Origin of the sequence: Streptomyces sp. NPDC050528 (genome assembly GCF_044457795.1) — a bacterium.
Lineage (GTDB): Bacteria > Actinomycetota > Actinomycetes > Streptomycetales > Streptomycetaceae > Streptomyces.
This window is the reverse complement of the sequence record NZ_JBITHH010000005.1, coordinates 530,277-551,899: the sequence shown is the minus strand read 5'-3', so window position 1 is coordinate 551,899 and position 21,623 is coordinate 530,277. Positions and strand designations below refer to the sequence as shown.

General features: G+C 69.6%; 18 protein-coding genes. 9 read left to right on the top strand and 9 right to left on the bottom strand.

The features are described 5' to 3' along the window. Positions 1–186: 186 nt before the first annotated feature. Positions 187–558 carry an STAS domain-containing protein gene (locus ACIBK4_RS20755; RefSeq protein WP_398996206.1) on the bottom strand — a complete coding sequence of 124 codons (372 nt, stop codon included), beginning with the start codon at positions 556–558 and terminating at the stop codon, positions 187–189. A gap of 327 nt (positions 559–885) precedes the next feature. Here ACIBK4_RS20755 and ACIBK4_RS20750 point away from each other — a divergent pair, with 327 nt between their 5' ends. From ACIBK4_RS20750 to ACIBK4_RS20735, 4 genes are read left to right on the top strand one after another with little or no spacing between them, the layout of a single operon-like run. Beyond that, complete coding sequence (locus ACIBK4_RS20750; protein ID WP_398996205.1) at positions 886–1,485, top strand: chemotaxis protein CheB; 600 nt, start codon at positions 886–888, stop codon at positions 1,483–1,485. Further along, complete coding sequence (locus ACIBK4_RS20745; RefSeq protein WP_398996204.1) at positions 1,485–3,350, top strand: CheR family methyltransferase; 1,866 nt, start codon at positions 1,485–1,487, stop codon at positions 3,348–3,350. Before ACIBK4_RS20750 ends, ACIBK4_RS20745 begins: the two co-directional genes overlap by 1 nt. 23 nt (positions 3,351–3,373) lie before the next feature. Next, entirely contained in the window at positions 3,374–4,228 is an 855-nt protein-coding gene (locus ACIBK4_RS20740; RefSeq protein WP_398996203.1) for a GAF and ANTAR domain-containing protein, read from the top strand. Positions 4,229–4,240: 12 nt separating this feature from the next. Beyond that, positions 4,241–4,987 carry an ANTAR domain-containing response regulator gene (locus ACIBK4_RS20735; RefSeq protein WP_398996202.1) on the top strand — a complete coding sequence of 249 codons (747 nt, stop codon included), beginning with the start codon at positions 4,241–4,243 and terminating at the stop codon, positions 4,985–4,987. A gap of 1,158 nt (positions 4,988–6,145) precedes the next feature. On the opposite strand, the gene ACIBK4_RS20730 is transcribed toward ACIBK4_RS20735, so the two are convergent. From ACIBK4_RS20730 to ACIBK4_RS20720, 3 genes are all read right to left on the bottom strand, one after another. Next, on the bottom strand, positions 6,146–7,189 hold the full coding sequence (locus tag ACIBK4_RS20730) for a DUF4037 domain-containing protein (protein ID WP_398996201.1): 1,044 nt from the start codon (positions 7,187–7,189) through the stop codon (positions 6,146–6,148). A gap of 56 nt (positions 7,190–7,245) precedes the next feature. Then, positions 7,246–7,731 carry a GNAT family N-acetyltransferase gene (locus ACIBK4_RS20725; RefSeq protein ID WP_398996200.1) on the bottom strand — a complete coding sequence of 162 codons (486 nt, stop codon included), beginning with the start codon at positions 7,729–7,731 and terminating at the stop codon, positions 7,246–7,248. A 134-nt stretch (positions 7,732–7,865) separates the two neighbouring features. Continuing rightward, positions 7,866–9,164 (bottom strand): MFS transporter, encoded by a 1,299-nt coding sequence (locus ACIBK4_RS20720; RefSeq protein WP_398996199.1) that lies wholly within the window; start codon positions 9,162–9,164, stop codon positions 7,866–7,868. Positions 9,165–9,396: 232 nt separating this feature from the next. On the opposite strand from ACIBK4_RS20720, the gene ACIBK4_RS20715 reads away from it, so the two are divergent. Further along, a complete protein-coding gene (locus ACIBK4_RS20715; RefSeq protein ID WP_398996198.1) occupies positions 9,397–10,320 on the top strand; it encodes a LysR family transcriptional regulator in 924 nt (307 codons plus the stop codon). Between the two features lie 3 nt (positions 10,321–10,323). On the opposite strand, the gene ACIBK4_RS20710 is transcribed toward ACIBK4_RS20715, so the two are convergent. After that, positions 10,324–11,280 (bottom strand): aminoglycoside phosphotransferase family protein, encoded by a 957-nt coding sequence (locus tag ACIBK4_RS20710; protein WP_398996197.1) that lies wholly within the window; start codon positions 11,278–11,280, stop codon positions 10,324–10,326. Here ACIBK4_RS20710 and ACIBK4_RS20705 point away from each other — a divergent pair. The 3 genes from ACIBK4_RS20705 (at position 11,279) to ACIBK4_RS20695 (ending at position 16,671) form a co-directional block, all read left to right on the top strand. Continuing rightward, a complete protein-coding gene (locus ACIBK4_RS20705; protein WP_398996196.1) occupies positions 11,279–11,932 on the top strand; it encodes a rhomboid-like protein in 654 nt (217 codons plus the stop codon). The two genes, ACIBK4_RS20710 and ACIBK4_RS20705, sit on opposite strands and share 2 nt — an antisense overlap. A gap of 9 nt (positions 11,933–11,941) precedes the next feature. Further along, positions 11,942–13,348 (top strand): NAD(P)/FAD-dependent oxidoreductase, encoded by a 1,407-nt coding sequence (locus ACIBK4_RS20700; protein WP_398996195.1) that lies wholly within the window; start codon positions 11,942–11,944, stop codon positions 13,346–13,348. A 98-nt stretch (positions 13,349–13,446) separates the two neighbouring features. Beyond that, a complete protein-coding gene (locus ACIBK4_RS20695; RefSeq protein ID WP_398996194.1) occupies positions 13,447–16,671 on the top strand; it encodes a Tat pathway signal protein in 3,225 nt (1,074 codons plus the stop codon). Between the two features lie 60 nt (positions 16,672–16,731). On the opposite strand, the gene ACIBK4_RS20690 is transcribed toward ACIBK4_RS20695, so the two are convergent. Next, a complete protein-coding gene (locus tag ACIBK4_RS20690) occupies positions 16,732–18,246 on the bottom strand; it encodes an MFS transporter (protein ID WP_398996193.1) in 1,515 nt (504 codons plus the stop codon). 128 nt (positions 18,247–18,374) lie between these two features. After that, the gene (locus ACIBK4_RS20685) at positions 18,375–19,346 is read right to left on the bottom strand and encodes a zinc-binding dehydrogenase (protein ID WP_398996192.1); all 972 of its coding nucleotides are present in this window, start codon (positions 19,344–19,346) and stop codon (positions 18,375–18,377) included. A 291-nt stretch (positions 19,347–19,637) separates the two neighbouring features. Here ACIBK4_RS20685 and ACIBK4_RS20680 point away from each other — a divergent pair, with 291 nt between their 5' ends. Then, positions 19,638–20,327 carry a pentapeptide repeat-containing protein gene (locus ACIBK4_RS20680; protein WP_398996191.1) on the top strand — a complete coding sequence of 230 codons (690 nt, stop codon included), beginning with the start codon at positions 19,638–19,640 and terminating at the stop codon, positions 20,325–20,327. 297 nt (positions 20,328–20,624) lie between these two features. Here ACIBK4_RS20680 and ACIBK4_RS20675 read toward each other — a convergent pair whose 3' ends face one another. Both ACIBK4_RS20675 and ACIBK4_RS20670 read right to left on the bottom strand, forming a co-directional pair. Then, positions 20,625–21,125, bottom strand: a complete 501-nt coding sequence (locus ACIBK4_RS20675) for a hypothetical protein (protein ID WP_398996190.1) — start codon at positions 21,123–21,125, stop codon at positions 20,625–20,627. Between the two features lie 35 nt (positions 21,126–21,160). Further along, positions 21,161–21,622: a hypothetical protein gene (locus ACIBK4_RS20670; RefSeq protein ID WP_398996189.1), complete on the bottom strand. Its 462-nt coding sequence runs from the start codon at positions 21,620–21,622 to the stop codon at positions 21,161–21,163. Position 21,623: the final 1 nt, after the last annotated feature.

Here is a 21,623-nt window from a genome sequence, read left to right as displayed (position 1 = left end):
CGCTGCCTGCCGCGGCCGGACAGCAGCACCCGAATCCAGCTTTGGTAACGGCCCAGTGCACAGGCCGGCACTGCTGTTTCGACGAAGACGCAGCCTCCTGGCCAGCAGCTCAGGGCTAGTGCACGGAGTAACAGTCCACGAATCGGGCTGCCCGACAGGAAGCCTCGGTCCGGTGCGGGTGCGCTCTCAACTCACGGACATGCGACCGTCGAGTGCTTCGGCCAGTGTGTTCGTCAGGACGAAGACCTGGCTGAGGCCGACGATCCGGATCATCCTGCGGATGCCCGGCTGGGGGCAGACGAGTGTCAGGTGTCCGCCCCGTTCCTCGGTGCGTCGCCGTGCACGGCACAGCAACCCCAGCCCGCAGCAGTCGAGGAACTCGACAGGGCGGAGATCGACCACGACATGGGAATTCGGGCGGCCTGTTGTCGCATCCACCGCGGCGGTGATCAGAAGCACGACGGCTATGTCTATCTCGCCGAGCAGTTGGACGACGGTTCGCCCTTGCGTCTCGTGGATGTGAATCTGCTGGGCGTAAGAGGTGGGCTCCCGTGGCATCGCTGCGTCTCCGTGGGTTTCGCGAGATGCCCGCCTCGATGGGGAAGCGGGCGACAACGGATGTGCACAGCCACCGGGGGCTCGGGTGACGACAGGGGCAACTTTAGGCCAACCCATGTCAGGGGTAGGCCGAGCCTCTGAGCAGAAACGCTTCGCCTTGGAGTGGGTTCCCTCTTCAGGGTGTAATTTTGCTTATATTCTTGATAAGGAGCCTAAAGGGTGCAATCGGACCAGGCAGTCACTCCGGAAGGTGCCGGCCGTGAACCTGGGCGCCCGCCGACAGCTTCAGCTCCTCAGCGGCCGACCCCGTTCCGCTACGCTCATGTCGTGACGCGCGACGAGCCACCCGCAGATCACTACAGCATTGTCGCCGTCGCGTCGTCCGCGGGCGGCATCCAGGCACTGAGTACGCTGCTCGGCGCGCTGGGCCCCGACCTGCCCGTCCCGGTGCTGTTGGTCCAGCACCTCGACCCGCGGCACCGGACAGTGCTGGCCGAGGTCCTGGCTCGCCGGACAACGCTTCGGGTCAAGCTTGCGGAGGCGGAGGAGCACGTGCAGCCCGGCACCGTCTACATCGCCCCTCCCGACCGCCACCTCCTCGTCGGCTCCGGCGGCGTGCTGAGCCTGTCCAACTCCGAGCTCGTCCACTTCGTACGCCCTTCCGCCGACCTTCTCTTCGAATCGGTCGCCGGTGCCTACGGGTCGGAGGCGATCGCCTGCGTGCTCACCGGGACCGGCCAGGACGGCGCCATGGGAGTCGACGCCGTCAAGTCACGCGGTGGCACGGTGATCGCCCAGGATCCGCGGACCGCCGAGTTCTCGGGGATGCCGCAGTCGGCGGTGGACACGGGAGCGGTGGACTTCGTGCTACCTCTTGAGGAGATCGCCGCGGTCGTACGCGGACTTGTCGAGGCCAAGAGGCAGTGATGGGTGAACCGCAGGACTCCGAAGGCAACGAGGCGCTGGAGGAGCTGCTCGTCTTCATCCGCGAGGCCCGCGGCTTCGACTTCACCGGCTACAAGCGCTCCACATTGTCCCGCCGCATCCACAAGCGGATGACGGACGTCGGTATCCACTCGCACCCGGACTACCGGGATCTCCTGGAGACCAACGCGGATGAATTCGGCGCGCTCTTCAACACGATCCTGATCAACGTCACCTCCTTCTTCCGCGACATGGAGGCGTGGACTCTTCTCCAGCACGAGGTCGTCCCCGAGTTGCTGACGACTCTTGATCCGGACCAGGAGATCAGGGTGTGGAGCGCGGGCTGTTCCAGCGGCGAGGAGCCGTACTCGCTGGCCATCATGTTCGCGGAGGCGCTGGGCGTCGAGGAGTGCGTGCGGCGGGTCAAGATCTATGCCACGGACGTCGACGAGGAGGCGTTGCGCGAGGCCCGGTCGGGGTTGTACACGCCGAAGTCGCTGGAAGCGCTTCCCCCGGAGCTGCGGGAGAAGTACTTCGAGCAGAACGGCGCGCAGTTCAGCTTCCTTCCGGACCTGCGGCGGCGGGTGATCTTCGGGCGGCACGACATCACCCGTGACGCCCCGATCTCCCGGCTCGACCTGCTCGTGTGCCGGAACACTCTGATGTACTTCAACGTCGAGGCCCAGACGAAGATCGTCGACCGCTTCCACTTCGCCCTGCGCCCCGCCGGTTTCCTCTTCCTCGGCAAGGCCGAGATGCTGCTGAACGACAGCGAGCGGTTCGAAGTGGTGAACATGCGTCAGCGTGTCTTCCGGCGCCGGATCGGCAGCAACGGACTGACCTATCATCCGGCTCCCTTGAAACTCAGGACGGGCACAGGCGCCGAGGGGAACTCCGTTGCGCGCGCTCGACAGTTGCGCGACCTGGTGCTCGACGCCGGGCCGACCCCGTCCATCGCCCTCGACGGCGACGGAACCGTCGTGGTGATCAACGGTCAGGCCAGGACCCAGCTCGGCCTGACCACCAGTGACATCGGCCGCCCCTTCCAGGATCTGGAGGTCTCCTACCGGCCGGTCGAACTCCGTTCCCTGATCGACCAGTCCACACACGAACGCCGGACCCTCCGGGTCAACCGGGTCGAGCGCCGGGTGGGCGAGGAGGTCCAGTACTTCGACATCCTCATCCAGCCACTCACCGGGCCCGGCGGGCTGCACGTCGCCACAGCGATCTCGTTCACCGACGTGACCGTCGCCACACATCTAAAGTCCGAGGTCAAAAGAGTCCGAGAGGAGTTGGAGACGGCGTACGAGGAACTTCAGTCCACCAACGAGGAGTTGGAGACCACCAACGAGGAACTCCAGTCCAGCGTGGAGGAGTTGGAGACCACCAACGAGGAACTCCAGTCCACCAACGAGGAGTTGGAGACCACCAACGAGGAACTCCAGTCCGGCAACGAGGAACTGGAGACGATGAACGAGGAGATGCGCATCCGTACGGACGAACTGGACGAGGCCAGGGCGTTCCTGGAGGCAGTTCTGACGAGCATCGCGGCGGGTGTGGTGGTCCTGGGCGAGGATCTGAAGGTCAAGAGCTGGAACCGGGGTGCCGTCGACCTGTGGGGACTGCGCGCGGACGAGGTGGTCGGCGACCCCTTCTTCGAGCTGGACTTCGGGCTGCCCACCCAGAAGCTGCGGCCCGTCGTGGAGCGGTGTCTGGAGACCCGCAAACGCTCCGGCCCGGTCGGTGTGGAGGCCACGAGCCGCATCGGCCGGCCCATCACCTGCGACGTGTTCTTCTCCCCGTTCGGCGGGAACCACGGGGGCGTCGTCCTGATGATGGAAGAGAGCCGAAGCGACGACGCCGACTGACCTCGCGGCGTAGCCTCGGACTCATGGACCCGCAGGGGCGTACGGAGGACCCCGGGCTGGCAGCGGTGGCACGGCAACGTGCCGCGCTGGCCCGTGAGCGCGCGGACAGGGCGGAAGCGGCAGCCGAGCGGCACGAACTGCTGGCGAGGAAACCCGGCCGGGAGTTCCACGCCCAGATCGCGAGGGCGCACCGTCGAACCGCCGAGTGCCATCGTGCCTCGGCCCGCCTCCAGGACGACTTCGCCCTTCGCGCGACAGCCTGGGCCGGAGGGCGGGGTACCCAGCCGCGGTTCATGACGGTGGTCGCCGAGGAGTGCGGTACCGCCAGCGCGGCGGTGACCTTACTCGACACGGAGCAGAACCAGCTCGCGGTCGCCGTGTCCGACCAGCTGTCCCGTACGGCGCAGGACCTGGAGTACGTTCTCGGCGAGGGACCGGGCCAGGACGCGGCGGCGGGATACCGTCCGGTGCATGCGTCCGGGCCCGAGATCGCGGCGCGCTGGCCAGAATACGGGCCCTCCCTGGTCTCGCTTGGCATCACCTTGGTGGCCGCCGTACCGCTGCGCACGCAGGACAGCTGCATCGGGGCGCTGACGGTTTTCGACCCACGGCCCGCGGACGCGAGGCCCGCCCATCTCGCCGAGGTGGCCGAGGCACTCACCCGCATCGTGCTGCTCGATCCCGACGCAGACCCGGACCTCTACGGCGGAACCGACGTCCGGGCCACCGTTCAGCAGGCGACGGGCGTGCTGTCCGCGCGGATCGGCTGCTCCGTCGCCGACGCGCTGGCTCTCATCAAGGCCCGGGCGTTCGCCGAGGACGTGTCCCCCGACGCCGTCGCCCTGCAGATCCTGCACGGACACCTGAAACTCACCTGAGGAAGAGGCACGATGACGCCCGAACAGCGCCTGGCCGACGCATTCGTGGCCCTGGCGGGCAGCACGGCGGACACTTCGTCAGACGTGCCCGGGCCCTTGTCCGTCCTGGCCCACCGTGCCCCGGCCCTGCTCGGCACCCGCGCCGCGGCCGTGGTGTTCACGCCCGAGGACTACGACGGGGCGCGCGTGGTGGGCTCCAACCCCCAGGTGTCCCACTTGGAACACGAGGCCGTCGGATGGCGGGAGGGTCCAGGCTACGACTGTCACCACCCTGACGCGGGGCCCTGGGCCCAGGCCGCTTTCGACAACAGTCGCACCAGGCGCCGGTGGCCGCACTACACCCCGCAGGCGCTGAGCCTGGGCTACTCGCACGTCGTGGCCCTCCCTCTGGGCGAGCACACCCGAACGAGCGGAGCGAGCGGTGCGCTCATCCTGCTGTCCTGCGCAGGGCGTACCTTCTCCCCGGAGACGCTGGTTCTCGGCAGGTCACTCGCGGACTTCACCGCCGTCATCCTGGAGAGTGCCCGCGAGGCCGACCGGAGCCGGACGCTCGCCGCCCAACTGGAACGGGCACTGACCAGCCGCGTCGTCATCGAACAGGCAAAGGGCGTCCTTGCGACCCGCCGGACGGTGACCCCGGACGAAGCCTTCGACCTCCTCCGCAAATACGCTCGATCACGTCAGCGACCGCTGAGGGATGTGGCCCGTGAGGTGGTCGAAGGACACGCGGATCCCGAGCTGACCGATCGCGAGTCGTGACGCATCGCGGTTGCGGTCGCCGACATGCGCCCGTCCGTCCACGAGCACGTCGCACGCTCCTGGACGGCATGCAGCTTCACCGCACCCCAGACGGTCACCTATGTGCCTCAAGACCGGAGGCCGCCGGACGAAACCCGCTCCCCAGGCGTGACCCGCGAGCGTACGAAGACGCTGCTCAGTGCCTCGCCGTGCGTGAGCGATGCGTGAGCGGATGAGGTGGCAGAGACCATCACCGCGTGGACTGACCACGGAGCAGCACCTGTCCTGAGCTGGCAGTTTCGGACACCAAGTCAGCGTCCGGAACCAACCAGCAAGATCCCGCCCGGACTTGTAATGCGTAGGTCGTCGGTTCGAATCCGACAGGGGGCTCTCTCCGAAGCCCAGCCCAGACAGTGTCTGAGCTGGGCTTTCGTGTTTGTCGGATGTGGCGGGGTTCCGGGGCGAGTTCCGGAGCCGACGTGAAGGTGTGTGGCGGCTCCGTCGTACCGGCGGCGGGTGGCGATGCCGGGGGCTCCTCCAGCAGTTCCTTGAACCCTTCCCCCAATCGTCGTGGGCAGCGACGGGGCTGCCGTCCGGGCGGCTGAAGACGACTTTGTGCTGCCGGTCAGTCTGTGTTTTCGCCGGCCGGTGGTGGGAGTAGCAGACTTGCCGGAGGCGGTTGGCCCTTTCGGATCGACGTGGCCGCCTTCCCCGCGAGCGTCACGGTTCGGGAGTGCCGGCAGGAGACCGTCCGACCGGCAGACGCCGGACAGCCGACCGCAGCGCTCGGGCTGAGCGAGGGGGGAATGGCCGTCCCGAGGAGTCAAGTTCTCTCGTACGACGAGATACGGGTTGAACCGGGTGAAGTCCTACTACCCGGCCGAGCTTGCCCGGGGGACAGCGATGGCTGAGAAGCGGAAGATTCGTGGTGGGACGCCGGCCCTCCTCACCTGGATGGGGTACCTGCCGCGTGACACGGTGGATCGGATGTCCGCCCGTGCGCCTACTAGGACACCTATCCGCGCTTCGATCGTTCCGCGTGGCCTACCGCAATCGAGAGCATCCGATCGAGGTCACGGTGAAGGCCAAGGCCGGACATCTCTTTGAGTTTCAGTACGAGTTTGTAATGCACAGACCGCCGGTTCGAAGCTGACCGGGATCTCGCAGGAAATGCCCAGGTCAGGCTCCATCCACCCCAGGCTTCCGTACATCGTCAGGCAGCCTCTTCAGCGTCGGGTCCGTGATGCGGGCCGTCAGGGCGTTGGTGAAGCGTTCCGCGTGGAGGACTCGGAAGGGTCTGGAGTGGTAGGGGCGGGTGGTGGGGTCCACGCGGTCGGTCAGGTTGAGTTGGTTGTGGATGCCTGCCACCGCTTCGTAGGCGTAGGCGAGGTGTTTTTCTCTTGTGTGCCAGTCCGTGGCCGACAGGGCTGCCGTCAGGACCGGGATCAGGCGGTGGCCGGCTGTTGTGCGGGCGAAGGCTGTGCCGAGCCATTTGTTGTACGGGGGGTAGCGGCGGTCCATCAGGAGGCACAGGCGCATCAGGGTCTGGGTCAGGCTCGCGGCGATTGTCGCCGAGCCGAGTTCGTCGCCGACCTCGCCGCAGCGGCCTACGAAGGCCTCCTCCTGGGAGATGCGGTTCCACTGGCGGGCCAGGACGTGGAGCCAGACGTCTCGGGGGTACCAGCGGAGGGCGTGGCGGGCGGGGCCGAGTTCGTGCAGGCCGTCGTGGAAGACCGCGCCGCCTGTGACCTCGGCCAGGAGTTGCGTGGGGGGCGTCAGCCAGTCGGCCGTGGTGATGTCCTGCGTCGGGGCGAAGCCGAGCGTTGCCCTGAACCATGCCGTGGTGTGGGTGACTTCGACCCTGTGGTGGACCGGGCCGGTCGTGGTGCGCATGACGCGGACGTCGCCGTCGGGCGTCTCGGCGAAGTTCGTCGGGTAGCCGTGGAAGGTTTTCGGGAGGTGTTCGGCGAGGTGGTGTCGGATGCGGCCCGCGTGGCGGGGGACGTCCCTGGGGCGGAGGAAGAGCTGGAGACGCGGGCCCCATTCGTGGTCCGTCGAGCGCGGGGTGTCGTAGCCGAGGACCTCGGAGCCGCTGCCGATGCGGGCGGCGGAGTGCGGGATGTCGGGGGCGGCGTCCTCCAGGAGGGGGCGGACGGCTTCTGTGTAGAAACGGCGGGAGAGTTCGAGGCCCGGTAAAAAAGTTGGCATATCCGTGAAGCTCATGCCCCGACCCTGCCCAGTCTTCACATGATCGTGCGCGCGAATTTTCGCCGTGCCCCTCAACTCCCGTTCGGCGAGCCCAACTTCCGCAACGCCCCGTCCGTCAGTCGGTACACCGTCCACTCGTCCTGCGGTCGGGCGCCCAGCGCCTCGTAGAAGTCGATCGCGGGGCGGTTCCAGTCGAGGACGGACCACTCCAGGCGCTCGTAGCCGCGCGCTACGCAGATGCGGGCCAGTTCGGTGAGGAGGGCCTTGCCGTGGCCGGCGCCTCGGGCGGTGGGGCGGACGTAGAGGTCCTCCAGGTAGATGCCGTGGACGCCGCGCCAGGTCGAGAAGTTGAGGAACCAGAGCGCGAAGCCGATCGGTTCGCCGGTGGTGTCGTCGGTCGCGATGTGGGCGTAGGCGCCGGGGTGTTGGCCGAAGAGGGCCTCGTGGAGTTGTTCCGGGGTCGCCCTCGCCTCCTGGGGTTCCTTTTCGTAGGCGGCGAGTTCGCGGATCAGGGCGTGGATGACGGGGATGTCGGTGGGGGTCGCGGTGCGGATCATGGGGGGAGGTTAGCGGGGGAGGAGGGGAGGGAGGGGTGGGATAGGGGGGTGCTGCTGGGTGGTGGGACCGGGTGCCGGCGGCTGCCCTTTTGTGCCGCCGATTCAGACGCCGTCGAGACTCTCCACCCACCGATTCAGACGCCCTCCACCGCGTCCGGCTCCCCGACCACACCCGGCTCCGCGACCACACCCGGCTCCCCGACCACACCCGGTGTCTCGGCCGCCCCGGTCGACTGCCTCGGCAACAACACCGGCGACACCAGCAACAACACCCCCGCGATCGCGATCGCCGTACGCGCGCCGGTGACCGAAGCCAACACCCCCCACGCCGCCGTCATCGCCGCGATCGCCGCGCTCGTGCTGATCGACCAGGCCGTCAGGGTGCGGGCGACCCGGTCGGGGGCGGTGTCTTCGAGGCGGGCGGTGGACAGGAGGGGGTTGAAGACGCCGATGCAGGTCACCATGGCGAGTTGGAGGGCCGTGACGAGGAGCATCCCGGGGACGCCGGGCGTGACGAACGCCAGGCCGATCGGCCAGCATGCGCGCAGTGTTCCCGAGATCAGCATCACCCTGCGTTGCCCGAACCGCGCCGCCAGCGGGCGGGCGAGGCGGGAGCCGATGAAGCCGCCGGCGCCCGAGGAGGCCGCGAGGGCGAGGGCGTACTGCCAGGGCGAGAAGCCGAGGTGTCCCAGGAGGAGTACGGCGAGCAGCGGTTCGGCGGCCATGATCAGGCCGTTGACCGTCATCGCGTTGAGGAGCAGCGGGCGCAGGGTGGGGTGGGCGAGGATGTAGCGCCAGCCTTCGAGCAGGTCGCCCGCGCGCAGCCGGGGGCCGCCGGTCCGCTCGGGGCGCGGTTCCGTCCCGCCGATGGCACGGATGCCGAGCGCCGAGAGCAGATAGCTGACTGCGTCGGCCACGACTGTCGTCACCGGGCCGAACAGCCCGATCGCCGCCCCGCCCAGCGGCGGCCCGAGCATCGTCGAGGTCCAAGTCGTCGACTCGAAGCGGGAGTTCGCGACCAGCAGGTCCTCCGACGGGATCAGCGACTTCAGGTACGAGCCGCTCGCCGCGTTGAACGCGATGTTCGCCGCGGCGACGACGATCGATACGACGAGAAGCTGCGCGAAGGTGAGCAGCCCGAACGCGAACGCGACCGGGACCGTCAGCAGCGCCCCGAACCGGGTCAGGTCCATCGCGATCATCACCGGCCGCTTGCGGCGGAACTCCACCCACGGCCCCAGCGGTACGGCGACCAGCGCGCCCACCGCCCGCCCCGACGCGGCGAGCACCGCGACCTGGGTCGGCCCGGAGTGCAGCACGAGGATCGCCATGAACGAGAACGCGCCGAAGCCGAGCCCGGTGCCGTACGAGCTGACCGCGAACGACGCCCACAGCCACCCGAAGCGACGCCCCAGCGCCCGTCTCCCCGCCATAGCCCCGCCCCACCTCACGCTCTCTCCGCCGAAGACGCCGACGCCGACCATGGCCCCGACCCCGACCCCGACTACGACCACAAGCCATAGACCACCGACCCGGCTACGGCCCCGGTATCAAAGCGAGTCCGACCCGCCGGGATCAAACAACCGACCCGCCGAGGCGTCACAACCCCTGGTTGTATCTGCTGGCGAACAGCCATTGTCAGTGGTCGCCCGTATCGTCGCAGGCGTGGACCTCGACGCTGTGCGCACCTTCGTGGCCATCGTGGACGCGGGCCGTTTCCACGATGCCGCCACGGAGTTGTCGATCACCCAGCAGGCCGTCTCCAAGCGGGTCGCCGCACTGGAGCGGGTCGTAGGCGTGCGGCTGTTCGCGCGGACCCCGCGTGGGGCCGAACTGACCGTCGACGGGCGGGCGTTCCTGCCGTACGCGCGTGAGTTGCTGCGTGCCGAGGCGCGGGCGTACGCCTCCGTGCGGCCCGGGCACCGGGCGCTGCGGGTCGACGTGATCGGGCGGGGACTGGCCCCGGCCGCGGTGCTGCGGGACTTCCATCGCGCCTGCCCCGAGGTCGAGTTGGACGTCGTGACCCTCTTCGATGCCGACGCGGCTGTCGACGCGATCCGTTCCGGCACGGTCGACGCGTCCTTCCGTGCCGTCACCACGACCGGACGCCGGCTCCCCGACGACATCGAGGTCAGCCGGGCCTTCGACGAACCCGTCCAGCTCCTCACCGGGCCGGCCCACGCACTCGCCGGCGCCCGGACCGTCACCCCGGCCGACCTCGTCGGGCATCGGATCTGGATGCCGGGTCTTGTTCCCGGCACCGAGTGGGCCGCCTATTACGACGCGCTCGCCGCCGCGTTCGGGCTCAGTATCGAGAGCAACGGGCCCGACTTCGGGGTGGAGCCGTTGCTGGACACCATCGCCGGGTCCCGTTCGCTGGCGACCTTCGTGGGGGAGCAGACCCGGCTGGTCTGGCCCGCCCACCATGACCTGCGCCGTATCGACGTGCGGAATCCGACGCCGGTCTATCCGCATTCCCTGGTCAGGCATCGGGACAATCGGCACCCGGCGCTCGCGGCCCTCCGCGATCACCTCGCCACCGTGACGGGGCCCGACCGCGCCGAGACCTGGACACCGGCATGGGCGTGACCGTCAGCGCGGGTCGCGCAGCCGCCGGCCGATCTCCAGGTGTTCCGGCACCGGTGAACGCCCGTCCTCCACCGTCCACAGCGCGTTCTGCAGCACCCGGCCCAGCGTCCACGCGCGTGCCCGGTCCCGGTCCAGCCCGAGTACCTCCGTCATGGCGTCGAACCGCCACCCGACCTCGTCCGCGTCGAAGCGGTTCCACAGGGCCGGGAGGAGGTCGAAGCCGGGGTCGCCCGCGAGCGGCTTGGGGTCGATGGCGAGCCAGTCGGCGCGGTCCGCGGCCAGGACGTTCTCGAAGTGCAGGTCCCAGTGGAGCAGCCGGTCGCCGGGCTCGTCGGCGACCTCACGCACCGCCGCCGCGCAGTCCGCGATCAGCCGGCGCTCGGCCGGGTCGGAGACCTGGGGCAGTACCGCCGAGGTCCGGTGCAGCAACTGTGCCGCGATGTCACCGAGCCGCCGCAGCCCCGCCGGTGCCTCGACGGCCGTCAGGCGGGCCAGCAGCCGGGCGACGACCAGCGTGGCCTCGCGGGAGTCCGGCAGATCCGCCAACGCCCGCCCCGCGTCGAGCCGTTCGAGCAGCAGCGTGCCCGTGTCGGCATCGGCCTCCAGCAGTCGTACGGCCCCGTCGCCGTCCCAGACCCGCAGCGCGACCGGCTCCCCGGCCGTCTCCTCGTCCACGTCCTGGAGCTTGAGCACGGCCGGCGTTCCTCCCCCACTCTCGACTGCGCTCGACCGGGAGGTGCCCCCAGCCCGCCGTACGGGCAGGACCAGCGCGCACCGGCCGTTCATCGAGGGTCCGTCGAGGCGCAGCTCCCACTGACCGAGGAACCGCGCGGCCCGCTCCCGGAGGGCGGCGGCGAAGGCCTCCGCCGCCTTCCCGCCGAAACTCTCGTAACTGGCGACCAGTCCGGCCGGAATGTCGATCACGCCTCCGACGATACTTGCGTGCGTGAATCGGCTCATGCGAATTACCCGGGGCCTCCACAGGGTGTGGGCGTACGTCCGCAGCGCCCCCGGCACCTACGTCTGGCTGGGGATCCTCTTCGTCACCACGGTCGCCATGCACCACATGTCGCCGGAGTTCGAGCAGGAGTTCCTGCGGCAGCGGTCCACCAACATCCACGAGCTGTCGAACAACCCGGTGCGGGTGCTGTTCGCGAGCGCGATGTGGATAGACGGCGGGCGCTGGCTGCCGTACGCCCTGCTGTACACGGTGTTCCACGCGCAGGCGGAGCGGTGGCTCGGGACGGCGCGGTGGCTGATGGTGTGTGTGGCCGCGCATGTGCTGGCGACGCTGATCAGCGAGGGCGCGCTGCTGGAGGCGATCAGGAGGGGCGTGGCACCGCAGTCCGCTGTCAACACCCTTGACATCGGGGTGAGTTACGCGCTGGCGGGTGTGGTGGGCGTGCTGGCGTACCGGATCGCCGTGCCGTGGCGGTACCCGTATCTGGTGGTCGTCCTGGCCGTTTACGGGGTGCCGCTCGCGACCGGGCGGACCTTCACCGATCTCGGGCATTTCACCTCCGTGGTGATCGGTCTCGCGTGTTATCCGCTGGTCAGAGGCTGTGGAAAAGCATGGAATCCGAAGGAGACAGTGGCCGCCCTCAGGGGTTAGCGTCCGGTCATGAGCAGCACGGTGAGCGGTGTCGTGAACGGCGGCATCTCCTTCTGGTACGCGGACGACGGCATCCCGGCACGACGGGAGCCGCTCGCCGGTGACGCCTCGGCCGACGTCGTGATCGTCGGCGGCGGATATACGGGACTGTGGACCGCGTACTACCTGAAGAAGGCGGCGCCCTTCCTCCGGGTCACCGTTCTGGAGCAGAAGTTCTGCGGGTACGGGGCCTCGGGGCGCAATGGCGGGTGGCTGTACAACGGCATCGCGGGGCGCGACCGGTACGCGAAACTCCATGGCCGGGAAGCCGCCGTACGCCTGCAGAAGGCGATGAACGACACCGTCGCCGAGGTCGTCGCGGTCGCGGAGGAGGAAGGGATCGAGGCCGACATCCATCGGGGTGGCGTGCTCGAAGTCGCTTGTACGCCCGCTCAGTTGGCTCGGCTGAAGGCCTTCCACGAGCACGAGTTGTCGTACGGCGAGACCGACCGTGAGTTGTACGGCGCGCGCGAGACCGGTGAGCGGATTCGGGTCGCGGATGCGGTCGGTTCCACGTGGACTCCGCACGGTGCTCGGCTGCATCCGGTGAAGCTGGTGAAGGGGCTTGCGGCGGCTGTCGAAGCGCTGGGGGTCGTCATTCATGAGTCGACACCGGTGACGGAGATCCGGCCGAAGCATGCGGTGACGCCGTACGGCACCGTTCGGGCGCCCTATGTGCTGCGCTGTACCGAGGGCTTCACCGCGAACCTCAAGGGCCAGCGGCGGACCTGGCTGCCGATGAACTCCTCGATGATCGCTACCGAGCCGCTCACCAACTCGCAGTGGGAGTCGGTGGGTTGGGGCGGGCTGGAGACCCTGGGCGACATGGCGCACGCGTACATGTACGCGCAGCGCACCGCCGACGGGCGGATCGCGTTGGGCGGGCGTGGGGTGCCGTATCGGTTCGGGTCGAGGACCGACAACGACGGGCGGACGCAGGCGGCGACCGTCGAGGCGTTGCGGGAGATTCTTGTTCGGTTCTTTCCGTCGCTTGCGGGGGTGCGGGTCGAGCATGCCTGGTCGGGGGTTCTCGGGGTGCCGCGCGACTGGTGTGCGACGGTCACCCTGGATCGTTCGACGGGGCTGGGGTGGGCGGGCGGTTACGTCGGGTCGGGGGTGGCTACGACCAACCTTGCGGCGCGGACGTTGCGGGATCTGGTTCAGCTGGACTCGGGGCAGGCGGGGGCGACCGAGCTGACCGGGCTGCCGTGGGTCGGGCACAAGGTGCGCAAGTGGGAGCCGGAGCCGTTGCGTTGGCTGGGGGTGCAGGGGATGTACGCCACCTATCGCGCGGCCGACCGGCGTGAACTGACTGGCCACGGGGCGGAGTCGTCGCGGTTGGCGCAGTGGGCGGACCGGGTGGCCGGTCGCCACTGAGGCATCTCGGGTTGTCCACAGGCCCCTGAAACTCACGGGTGCTGTGTCAGACCTGTGTGCGAGCATTCCCTCAACGATCGCTGAATCTGGGGGAATTCATGACCGACGCCCACTCCTGTCCGAGAACACGGCACAGACGGCTGACCGCGTTCACCGTCCTCGTCGCCCTGCTCACCGCACTGTTGTCGCTGACCGGGGCGGGTGCCGCGCAGGCCGACGACCCCACCTGTGCGCCGCTCGCGCTCGCGCCCTTCGGCGACCCCGGGGACGCCGTCGGCAAGGCGACCCTCGTGCCCGGCGCCGGTGTCTGCTACACCGTCACCGCCGACGCCGCGGGCCTGTACCTGCCCGCGCTGAGCGACAGCGGCAACTCGGCGTACACCCAGGTGCTGGCCGAGGACGGCAGCGCGATCGACTGCCAGGGTGACGGCTACACGACGTACGGCATGTGCCCCCTGTCCGCCGACGGCACCTACACCCTGAAGGTCGTCAACAACGGCTTCACCGACACCGACACGGCCGTGGCCCTGGTCCCGCTCGGCTCGACGGACGGCTGCGCGGACCCCGTCGGCACCGACTGGGACCAGCCGGACGTCGTCCGCACCTCCGCGAGCCCGGTCGAGGTGTACTGCCAGCCGTTCACGGCCACCGCCGGCGACCGCATCCGCCTCACCTACGGCACGAAGGCCTACGGCACCTCGCTCGCCTGGATCACCGACGCGACCGGCGCCCGGATCTGCCCGCACTTCCCGGAGGACGGCGAGGACAGCTGCGTCCTGCCCGCCGACGGCACCGGCCCCTACCGGGTGGTGTCCCGGGTGACGTACGCCGAGAGCGGCTCCCCCGCCGACTTCGCGGTGAAGACACGCCGGCTGAACGACCCCCAGGGCTGCACCACGGCCCCCGTCCGCTCCTACGGCCCGCTGCCGAGCCAGGACCTGACGACGAACCCCTGCTACACGTTCACGGTCGGCGCGGCGGGCCCGTACACCGTCCACTACGTGAGCGAGACCGGCGAGAGCGGCCCCGCGCGCGTGTACGACGCCTCGGGCAAGACCGTGTGCCAGTCCTCCACCGACCCGTGCAAGGTGTCCGGCGCGGGCACGTACACCGCGGTCCTCGACGGCACCTACCCCTTCGACGACACCAAGGACGGCCTGATCGTCCTCGACCGCGCCTCCTCCACCGGGTGCGCGCCGGTCGAAACCGGCCTGTACAAGGGCGAGTTCAGCACGGCCGGACAGTACGACTGCCTCACGCTGAACGCCCCGCAGGGCGCCTCGATCGCCGCCCTCACCCCGCTCATCGCGTCCGGCGTCGACGCCGACGTCGAGGTCCTCGACAGCAACGGCACCGCGCAGTGCGGTTCGTCCGCCCTGTCGGCCGGTACCTGCAAGCTGACCGGTACGGCGCCCTACCGCGCGCTGGTCCACGCCTCCGACGGCGAGACCGGCCCGTACGGAGTCTCCTTCTACCGCACAGACGCGGCGAACGACTGCCCGGTGCTGCCCGCCGGCAGCTTCTCCGCCGACGGCGCGAAGGCCACGCTCACCACCGGCGACGGCGTCTTCGCGCAGTGCCTGAGCATCCCGGCGAACGCGCACACGAACGCGGAGGTCCTCCAACTGGTCGCCACCTCCGGCACGGCCCTCGCGAAGTTCACCGTGCTGGACTCCGACGGCAAGCAGGTCTGCGACCGCCTCGCCACCGCCAACGGCTGGACGGTCTGCTCCCTCACCCCGGGCAAGGCCCACACCGTCCTGTTCACCGGCCGCGACCAGAGCGCCGCCTACACCATGACCCGGCGCGACGTCACCGCGTCCGCCACTTCGGCGGGCTGCACGGCGACACCGGAGCAGAAGGTCGGCGGCCCGTCCGTCAAGGGCACCTACGACGCCCCCGGCACCCTGCGCTGCCACCAGATCACCACCGACGCGGCCACGGACGTGGTCCACGTGGACGTACGGGACGCGCTGGGCACCGCGAACATCGTCGTCATGCGCGGCGACGGCACCGCCGAGTGCTCCTTCCGCAACCGCCCCTGCGCGGTCACCGGGTCCACCACCCACCAGGTCCTCGTCCAGACCCCGCCCACCCTCCAGGCCGCGCCCGAGTACCACCTGGACGCCCTGCGCATCGCGACCGCCGCCGGTCCCGCGCCCGAGTGCACCAGGATCCCGTCGGTGGCCTACGGGTTCGGCCCGCTCACCGGCACACTCGACGAGGCGCACAGCGCGGTGTGCGCGGTGCTGCCGACCGCCGGAATCGACCGCTTCAACACGGAGATCACCGACACCACGGGCGCGACCGACACGGCGGTGCCCGCCCTCTACAACAGCGCCTGGGCCAACGGCTGTCTGCTGTCCATCCCTGGCGGCTACCAGTGCGCGGCCGGTGGTTCGTCCACCACGGCGAGCCCGAGCCTGCTCGTGCTCGGCCTGCCGGAGAAGACGTCCAGCACCTCCTACAGCGCCAAGTTCAGCTGCGTGTACGTGCTGTGCGGCCCGGACCGGGTGAGCGTCACCGGCGTCAGCCCCACCACCGGGGTCGCGGGCACCAAGGTCCAGCTGACCGTCACCGGTACGGCACTCGGCGCCGACGCCACGGTCCAACTCGCCGTCGCCGGAAAGACGTTGACGGCCACGACGGACTCGGTCTCGGCGGACAACCGGACCCTGAAGGCGACCGTCGACCTGACCGGCGCGGCCGTCGGCACCTGGACCGTGAGCGTGATCGAGCGCGCCCAGTACCAGGTCGGCCTCTTCACCGTCACCCAGCCCACCCTGGCCAACACGGCCGCCCCGAAGATCACCGGCACGGCCAAGGTCGGCGCCAAGGTCACGGCGGGGAACGGGAGTTGGTCCGCGGCCCCGTCCTCGTACACCTACCAGTGGAAGGCCGACGGCAAGGCGATCTCCGGGGCGACCGCATCGACGTACACGATCGCCGCGGCACAGCTCGGCAAGAAGCTCACGGTGACCGTCACCGCCGCCAAGAGCGGCTGGACGGGCGGGACGGGCACCTCGGCGGCGGCGACGGTCGCCAGGGGCGTCGCCCCCAAGTCGACCAAGTCACCGGTGATCAGCGGGACTTCGAAGGTCGGCAGGACACTGAAGACGTCCACCGGCAGCTGGAGCCCGACGGCCACGTCGTACGGCTACCAGTGGTACGCCAACGGCAGGGCGATCAGCGGGGCCACCAAGTCCTCGCTGGTGCTGAAGTCGGCGCAGAAGGGCAAGAAGATCACCGTGAAGGTCGTCGCGCACCGCACGGGCCACACCGACGGATCGGCGGCGAGCAAGGCGACCAAGTCGGTCACCTGATCCGCTTCACGGACCCACCGTTCCCGCGACGCCCCGGCCGCCTCGACACCGGGGCGTCGCTCATGTCACGGACTTCGACGCCGACTCGGGCGCCGGTGACTGGGCCGTCGCCCCGTGCTTGGGTGCCCGCGCCGTCACCATCAGCCCCGCGACCAGGCCCGCCAGCAGCATCACGGCGACGGCCCACCAGATGGCGACCGTGTAGCCGTGGACGATGCCCTTGCTGGTGATCAGGGCCTTCTGGGCCGGGTTGTGGAGGTGGGCGACGATGTACGCCGTGCTGCTGGTCGTGGCGATCGTGTTGAGGAGGGCCGTGCCGATCGAACCGCCCACCTGCTGGGCGGTGTTGACGGTCGCGGAGGTCACGCCCGAGTCCTGCGGGGCGACGCCGGCGGTGGCGGTGGCGAAGACCGGCATGAAGATCAGGCCCATGCCGAGGCCCATCAGGACGAGGCCGGGGAGGAGCTCGGTCGCGTAGTCCGAGTCAACCGTCAGGCGGGTGAAGAAGGACATGCCCGCCGCGGCCAGGACCGCGCCCGGCACCATCAGGGTGCGGGGCGGGACGTGCTGCATCAGGCGGGCCGAGATCTGGGTCGAGCCGATGATGATCGCGACCGTGAGGGGCAGGAACGCCATGCCGGTCTTTACGGGGGAGTAGTCGAGGATGACCTGGAGGTAGTAGGTCATGAACAGGAACATGCCGAACATGCCGATGACCGCGAGGCCCATGGTCAGGAAGCAGCCGGCGCGGTTGCGGTCCTTGACGATGTGCAGGGGGAGGAGGGGGCTGGGAGCCCTCGTCTGCCACCACACGAAGGATGCGAGAAGTACGACACCGGCCGCGAACAGGGCCAGCACCAGGGAGTCCGTCCAGCCTCGCGGCTCCGCCTCGCTGAAGCCGTAGACGATCGCGACCAGGCCGCCGCAGCCGAGCAGGACGCCGGGTACGTCGAGGCGGGCGCCGGCGTGGCCCGGGCGGTCGTGGAGGAGGGCGACGGCGCCGAAGACCGCGATGATCGCGATGGGGATGTTGACGTACAGGCACCAGCGCCAGTTCAGGTACTCGGTGAGCAGGCCGCCCGCGATGAAGCCGATCGCGGAACCGCTGCCCGCGAGTGCGCCGTAGATCCCGAAGGCCTTTCCGCGTTCCTTCGGGTCGGTGAAGGTCGTGGTCAGGAGGGAGAGGGCTGAGGGGGCCAGTACGGCGGCGAAGACGCCCTGGAGGGCTCGGGCGCCGAAGAGCATGCCGGACGTCGTGGCCGCGCCGCCGAGTGCGGAGGCGCCTGCGAAGCCGATCAGGCCGATGATGAAGGTCCGCTTGCGGCCCACCAGGTCGGCGATCCGGCCGCCCAGCAGGAGCAGCCCGCCGAAGGCGAGCGTGTACGCGGTGATGACCCATTGCCGGTTGCCGTCGGACATGCCCAGGTCGCGCTGCGCGGAGGGGAGCGCGATGTTCACGATCGTCGCGTCGAGGACGACCATGAGCTGCGCGAGAGCGATGATCACCAGGCCCCACCAGCGGCGGGGATCGGGGCCGGCAGCTGCGCTTGATTCACCTGATTGGGTGACGCTCATCTGGTCAGAAGACCACGAATCGGTACGTATCGCATCCCCAATCGCACCCCCAGTCGTATTCGCGCGCGCGTTCGATGACGTGTCGGGTGATGCGTCGGGTGATGCGTCGCGTGATGTGTTGGGTGTGGTCATGGCTCCAGGACCACCTTTCCGGTTGTCTTCCGGTTTTCCAGGGCATGGTGCGCGTCCGCCGCCGCGGCCAGCGGGAATCGTTGGACGGTCGGTATGAGTCGGCCTTCCGCCGCCTCGGCGAGTGCGCGCAACTCCAGCGTTCGGACGGGGCTCGGGCCGCCGGCCTTCCGCATCATCACGGGCCCGAGCACCTGTTCGGACACCCCTTCGAGGGCGTACGGCTGCCCGCTCGACCAACCGAAGACGAGGTGCTGCCCGGTGGTGCCGCCGTCGAGCAGCCCTACGGCGTCCCTGGCGACGGCGCCGCCCACCCCGTCGAACACGACGGTCGCGTGCCGCCCGCCCAGCCAGGCCCGCACCTTCCCCGGCCACTCCGGGTCCGTGTAGTCGACGGCGAGATCGGCGCCGTTCGCCCGCACGAGGGCGACCTTCTCCGGGCCGCCCGCGAGGCCGACGACGGTCGCGCCGGCGTGCTTGGCGTACTGCACGAGCAGGGTCCCGAGGCCACCTGCGGCCGCCGGAACGACGACCACGGAGTCGCCGCCCAGCTCGCTGAACTGCACGATCCCCATCGCCGTACGGCCCGTTCCGATCATCGCGACGGCCTGCGCGAAGTCCAGGTTCGCCGGGATCTCGTGCACCCGGTCGACATCGACCACGGCCAGCTCCGCGTACCCGCCCGGCGCGAACCCGAGATGCGCGACCACCCGCTTCCCGAGCCACAGCCCGGCGACACCGTCCCCGAGCGACTCGACGACACCGGCGACTTCGCGGCCGGGGATGGTGGGGAGGGCGGGGAGTTCGGGCAGGGGCCCCTGCTCCCCCCTCCGCAGAACTGTGTCCAGGAGGTGGACTCCCGCCGCGGCGACGGCGATACGGACCTGGCCGGGGGCCGGGGAGGGGTCGTCGACCGGTTCGTGGGTGAGGTTTTCGGCGGGGCCGAAGGTGTGGAGTCGGATGGCGAGCATGGGGTCCCTGTCGTCACGTAGGGATGGGTTTCGTCGCGTGCGGGTCGTGGAGGGAGGGGGGGATGTGGGTCGTGGGGGGTGTGCGGCTTGCGTGGGTTGGAAGGCTTGTGCGGGGTCCACTTTTCAACCTCAAGCGTGCTTGAGGTCAAGCGTTCGCCGGGGCGGCCGCTCTTGGGTGCGGGTTTCTGTGAGTACGACGGTTCGAGGGGCCTGAATGTGACGTCGATCGGGAGGTGAATGGCGTCTGTGCAGGTCAGGGGGATTGTCAGTGGTGGGGTGCAGGATGGGGGCATGGCGAGGAGAGCGACGGGTGGCGCGGGCGGTACGGGCGGGGTGAAGGGGGCGCGGCGGCCGGAGGTGCGGTTGCCGGCTCTGGAGGCTTACGGGGGTGGGGAGTTGGAGCCGGACGGGGACTACGACGGGGTGGAGTTCCGGGACGAGGACTTCGTCGGGCAGGACGGCGGGGGCGCCCGCTTCATGGACTGCGCGCTGACGAACTGCGCGTTGGACGAGACGCGGCTGCATCACGCGCGTGTGCTGGATTCCGTCCTCACCGGCATACGGGGTGTCGGTACGGATCTGGCGGAGTCAACCCTGCGTGACGTCGAGGTGATCGACGCGCGGATGGGCGGGGTGCAGTTGCATGGTGCGGTGCTGGAGCGGGTGGTGGTTCGCGGGGGCAAGATCGACTATCTGAACCTGCGCAAGGCGAAGCTCCGGGATGTTGTTTTTGAGGGCTGTGTCCTTGTTGAGCCCGACTTTCTCGATGCCCGGCTGGAGCGCGTCGAGTTCGTGGACTGCGCGCTGAAGGGGGCGGACTTCACGGGGGTGACGTTCACTGACGTGGATCTGCGGGGGGCCGTGGAACTGGAGATCGCGCGGGGCGTGGAGCGGATGTCCGGGGCGGTGATCAGCATGGGGCAACTGCTGGATTTGGCGCCGGTGTTGGCTGTGCAGATGGGGATTCGGGTGGAGGGGTGAGGGGGTGGGGGGAGGGGAGGGGGTGAGTGGGCTGAGTGGGCTCAGGGGGGAACGGGGGTTCCTGGCGGGGGCACTTTTCAGTGCAGGGGGCGCCGCCCAAGCCTGCCGGGTGCCTTCTCCACGCAGGCCGCCAGACCCAGCCCGTCCGTCACTTCTCAGTGCAGGCCCGCACAATCCAGCCCGTCCGGCGTTTGAGGACGAGGCCCCTTCAGGGCCGATGGGGGTCTGGGGGCGCAGCCCCCAGGGACGGTGCCATCAGTGCAGGGTGACCAGGAAGCTCAGGGGATCCGAGGCAGTTCAGGGCACCCGGGGAAACTTCGCCTGCAACGTCCAGATCGCCGGATTTTCGCCGAGGGCATCATGCAGATCAACCAGGTCGGCGATCAGATCGTGCAGGAAGTCCCGCGCCTCGCGCCGCAGTTCGGCGTGGGAGAAGGTCAACGCCTCCTCGTCCCGCCGCATCCAGTCCGCCTCGACATCCACCCACCCGAACCGCCGCTCGAACAACATCCGGTCGGTCGACTCGGTGAAGTCCAGTTCCGCCCGCTGCGGCCGGGACGCCCGCGACCCCGCCGGGTCCTGGTCGATCCGCTCCACGATGTCGCACAACGCCCACGCGAAATCGAGCACCGGTACCCACCCCCAGGCCGTGGACACTTCCCGGTCCGCCTTGGTGTCGGCGAGATACACGTCACCGCAGAACAGATCGTGCCGCAGCGCGTGGACGTCCGCGCGCCGGTAGTCGGTCTGCGGGGGGTCGGGGAAGCGGTTGGAGAGGGCGTAGCCGATGTCGAGCACGTAGGAGATGGTGTCACGGTCGGGGAGACCGGAGGTCAGCCGGAGCGACCCCTCAGGACGCCCCCACTTCCGTCCTCACTTCCGCTCCCGCCTCGCGAGGCCGCCGCCTCCTCCAGCAGAGCCCAGCCGTCGACCTCCACCACCCCCGGTTCATCCGGCCCCGGCAGCCACCCGCGGGCCGCCGCCGCGTCGAGCAGGGCGCGGACGGCACCGGGTTCATGCAGGTTGAGGGAGACATCCCGGCCGTACCCGACGTCCCCGGAGCCGAAGGGGGCTCCGCCCGGGACGTACCGTCCCGGCCCCGACGCGAAGACGATCCGCAGCGGACCGCCCGTACCGGCCGGCTGCGGAGTCAGCGTGAGGGTGTGGACGCAGCCCACGGTCCAGCCGGCGTCGTCCCTGGTCGGCCCGGAGTCGTCGTGACGGTGACGCAGGCTCCACAGATACGTACGCCCGTCGGCGACAAGCCGGCGCGGTTTCTTCGGAGAACGGGGCACG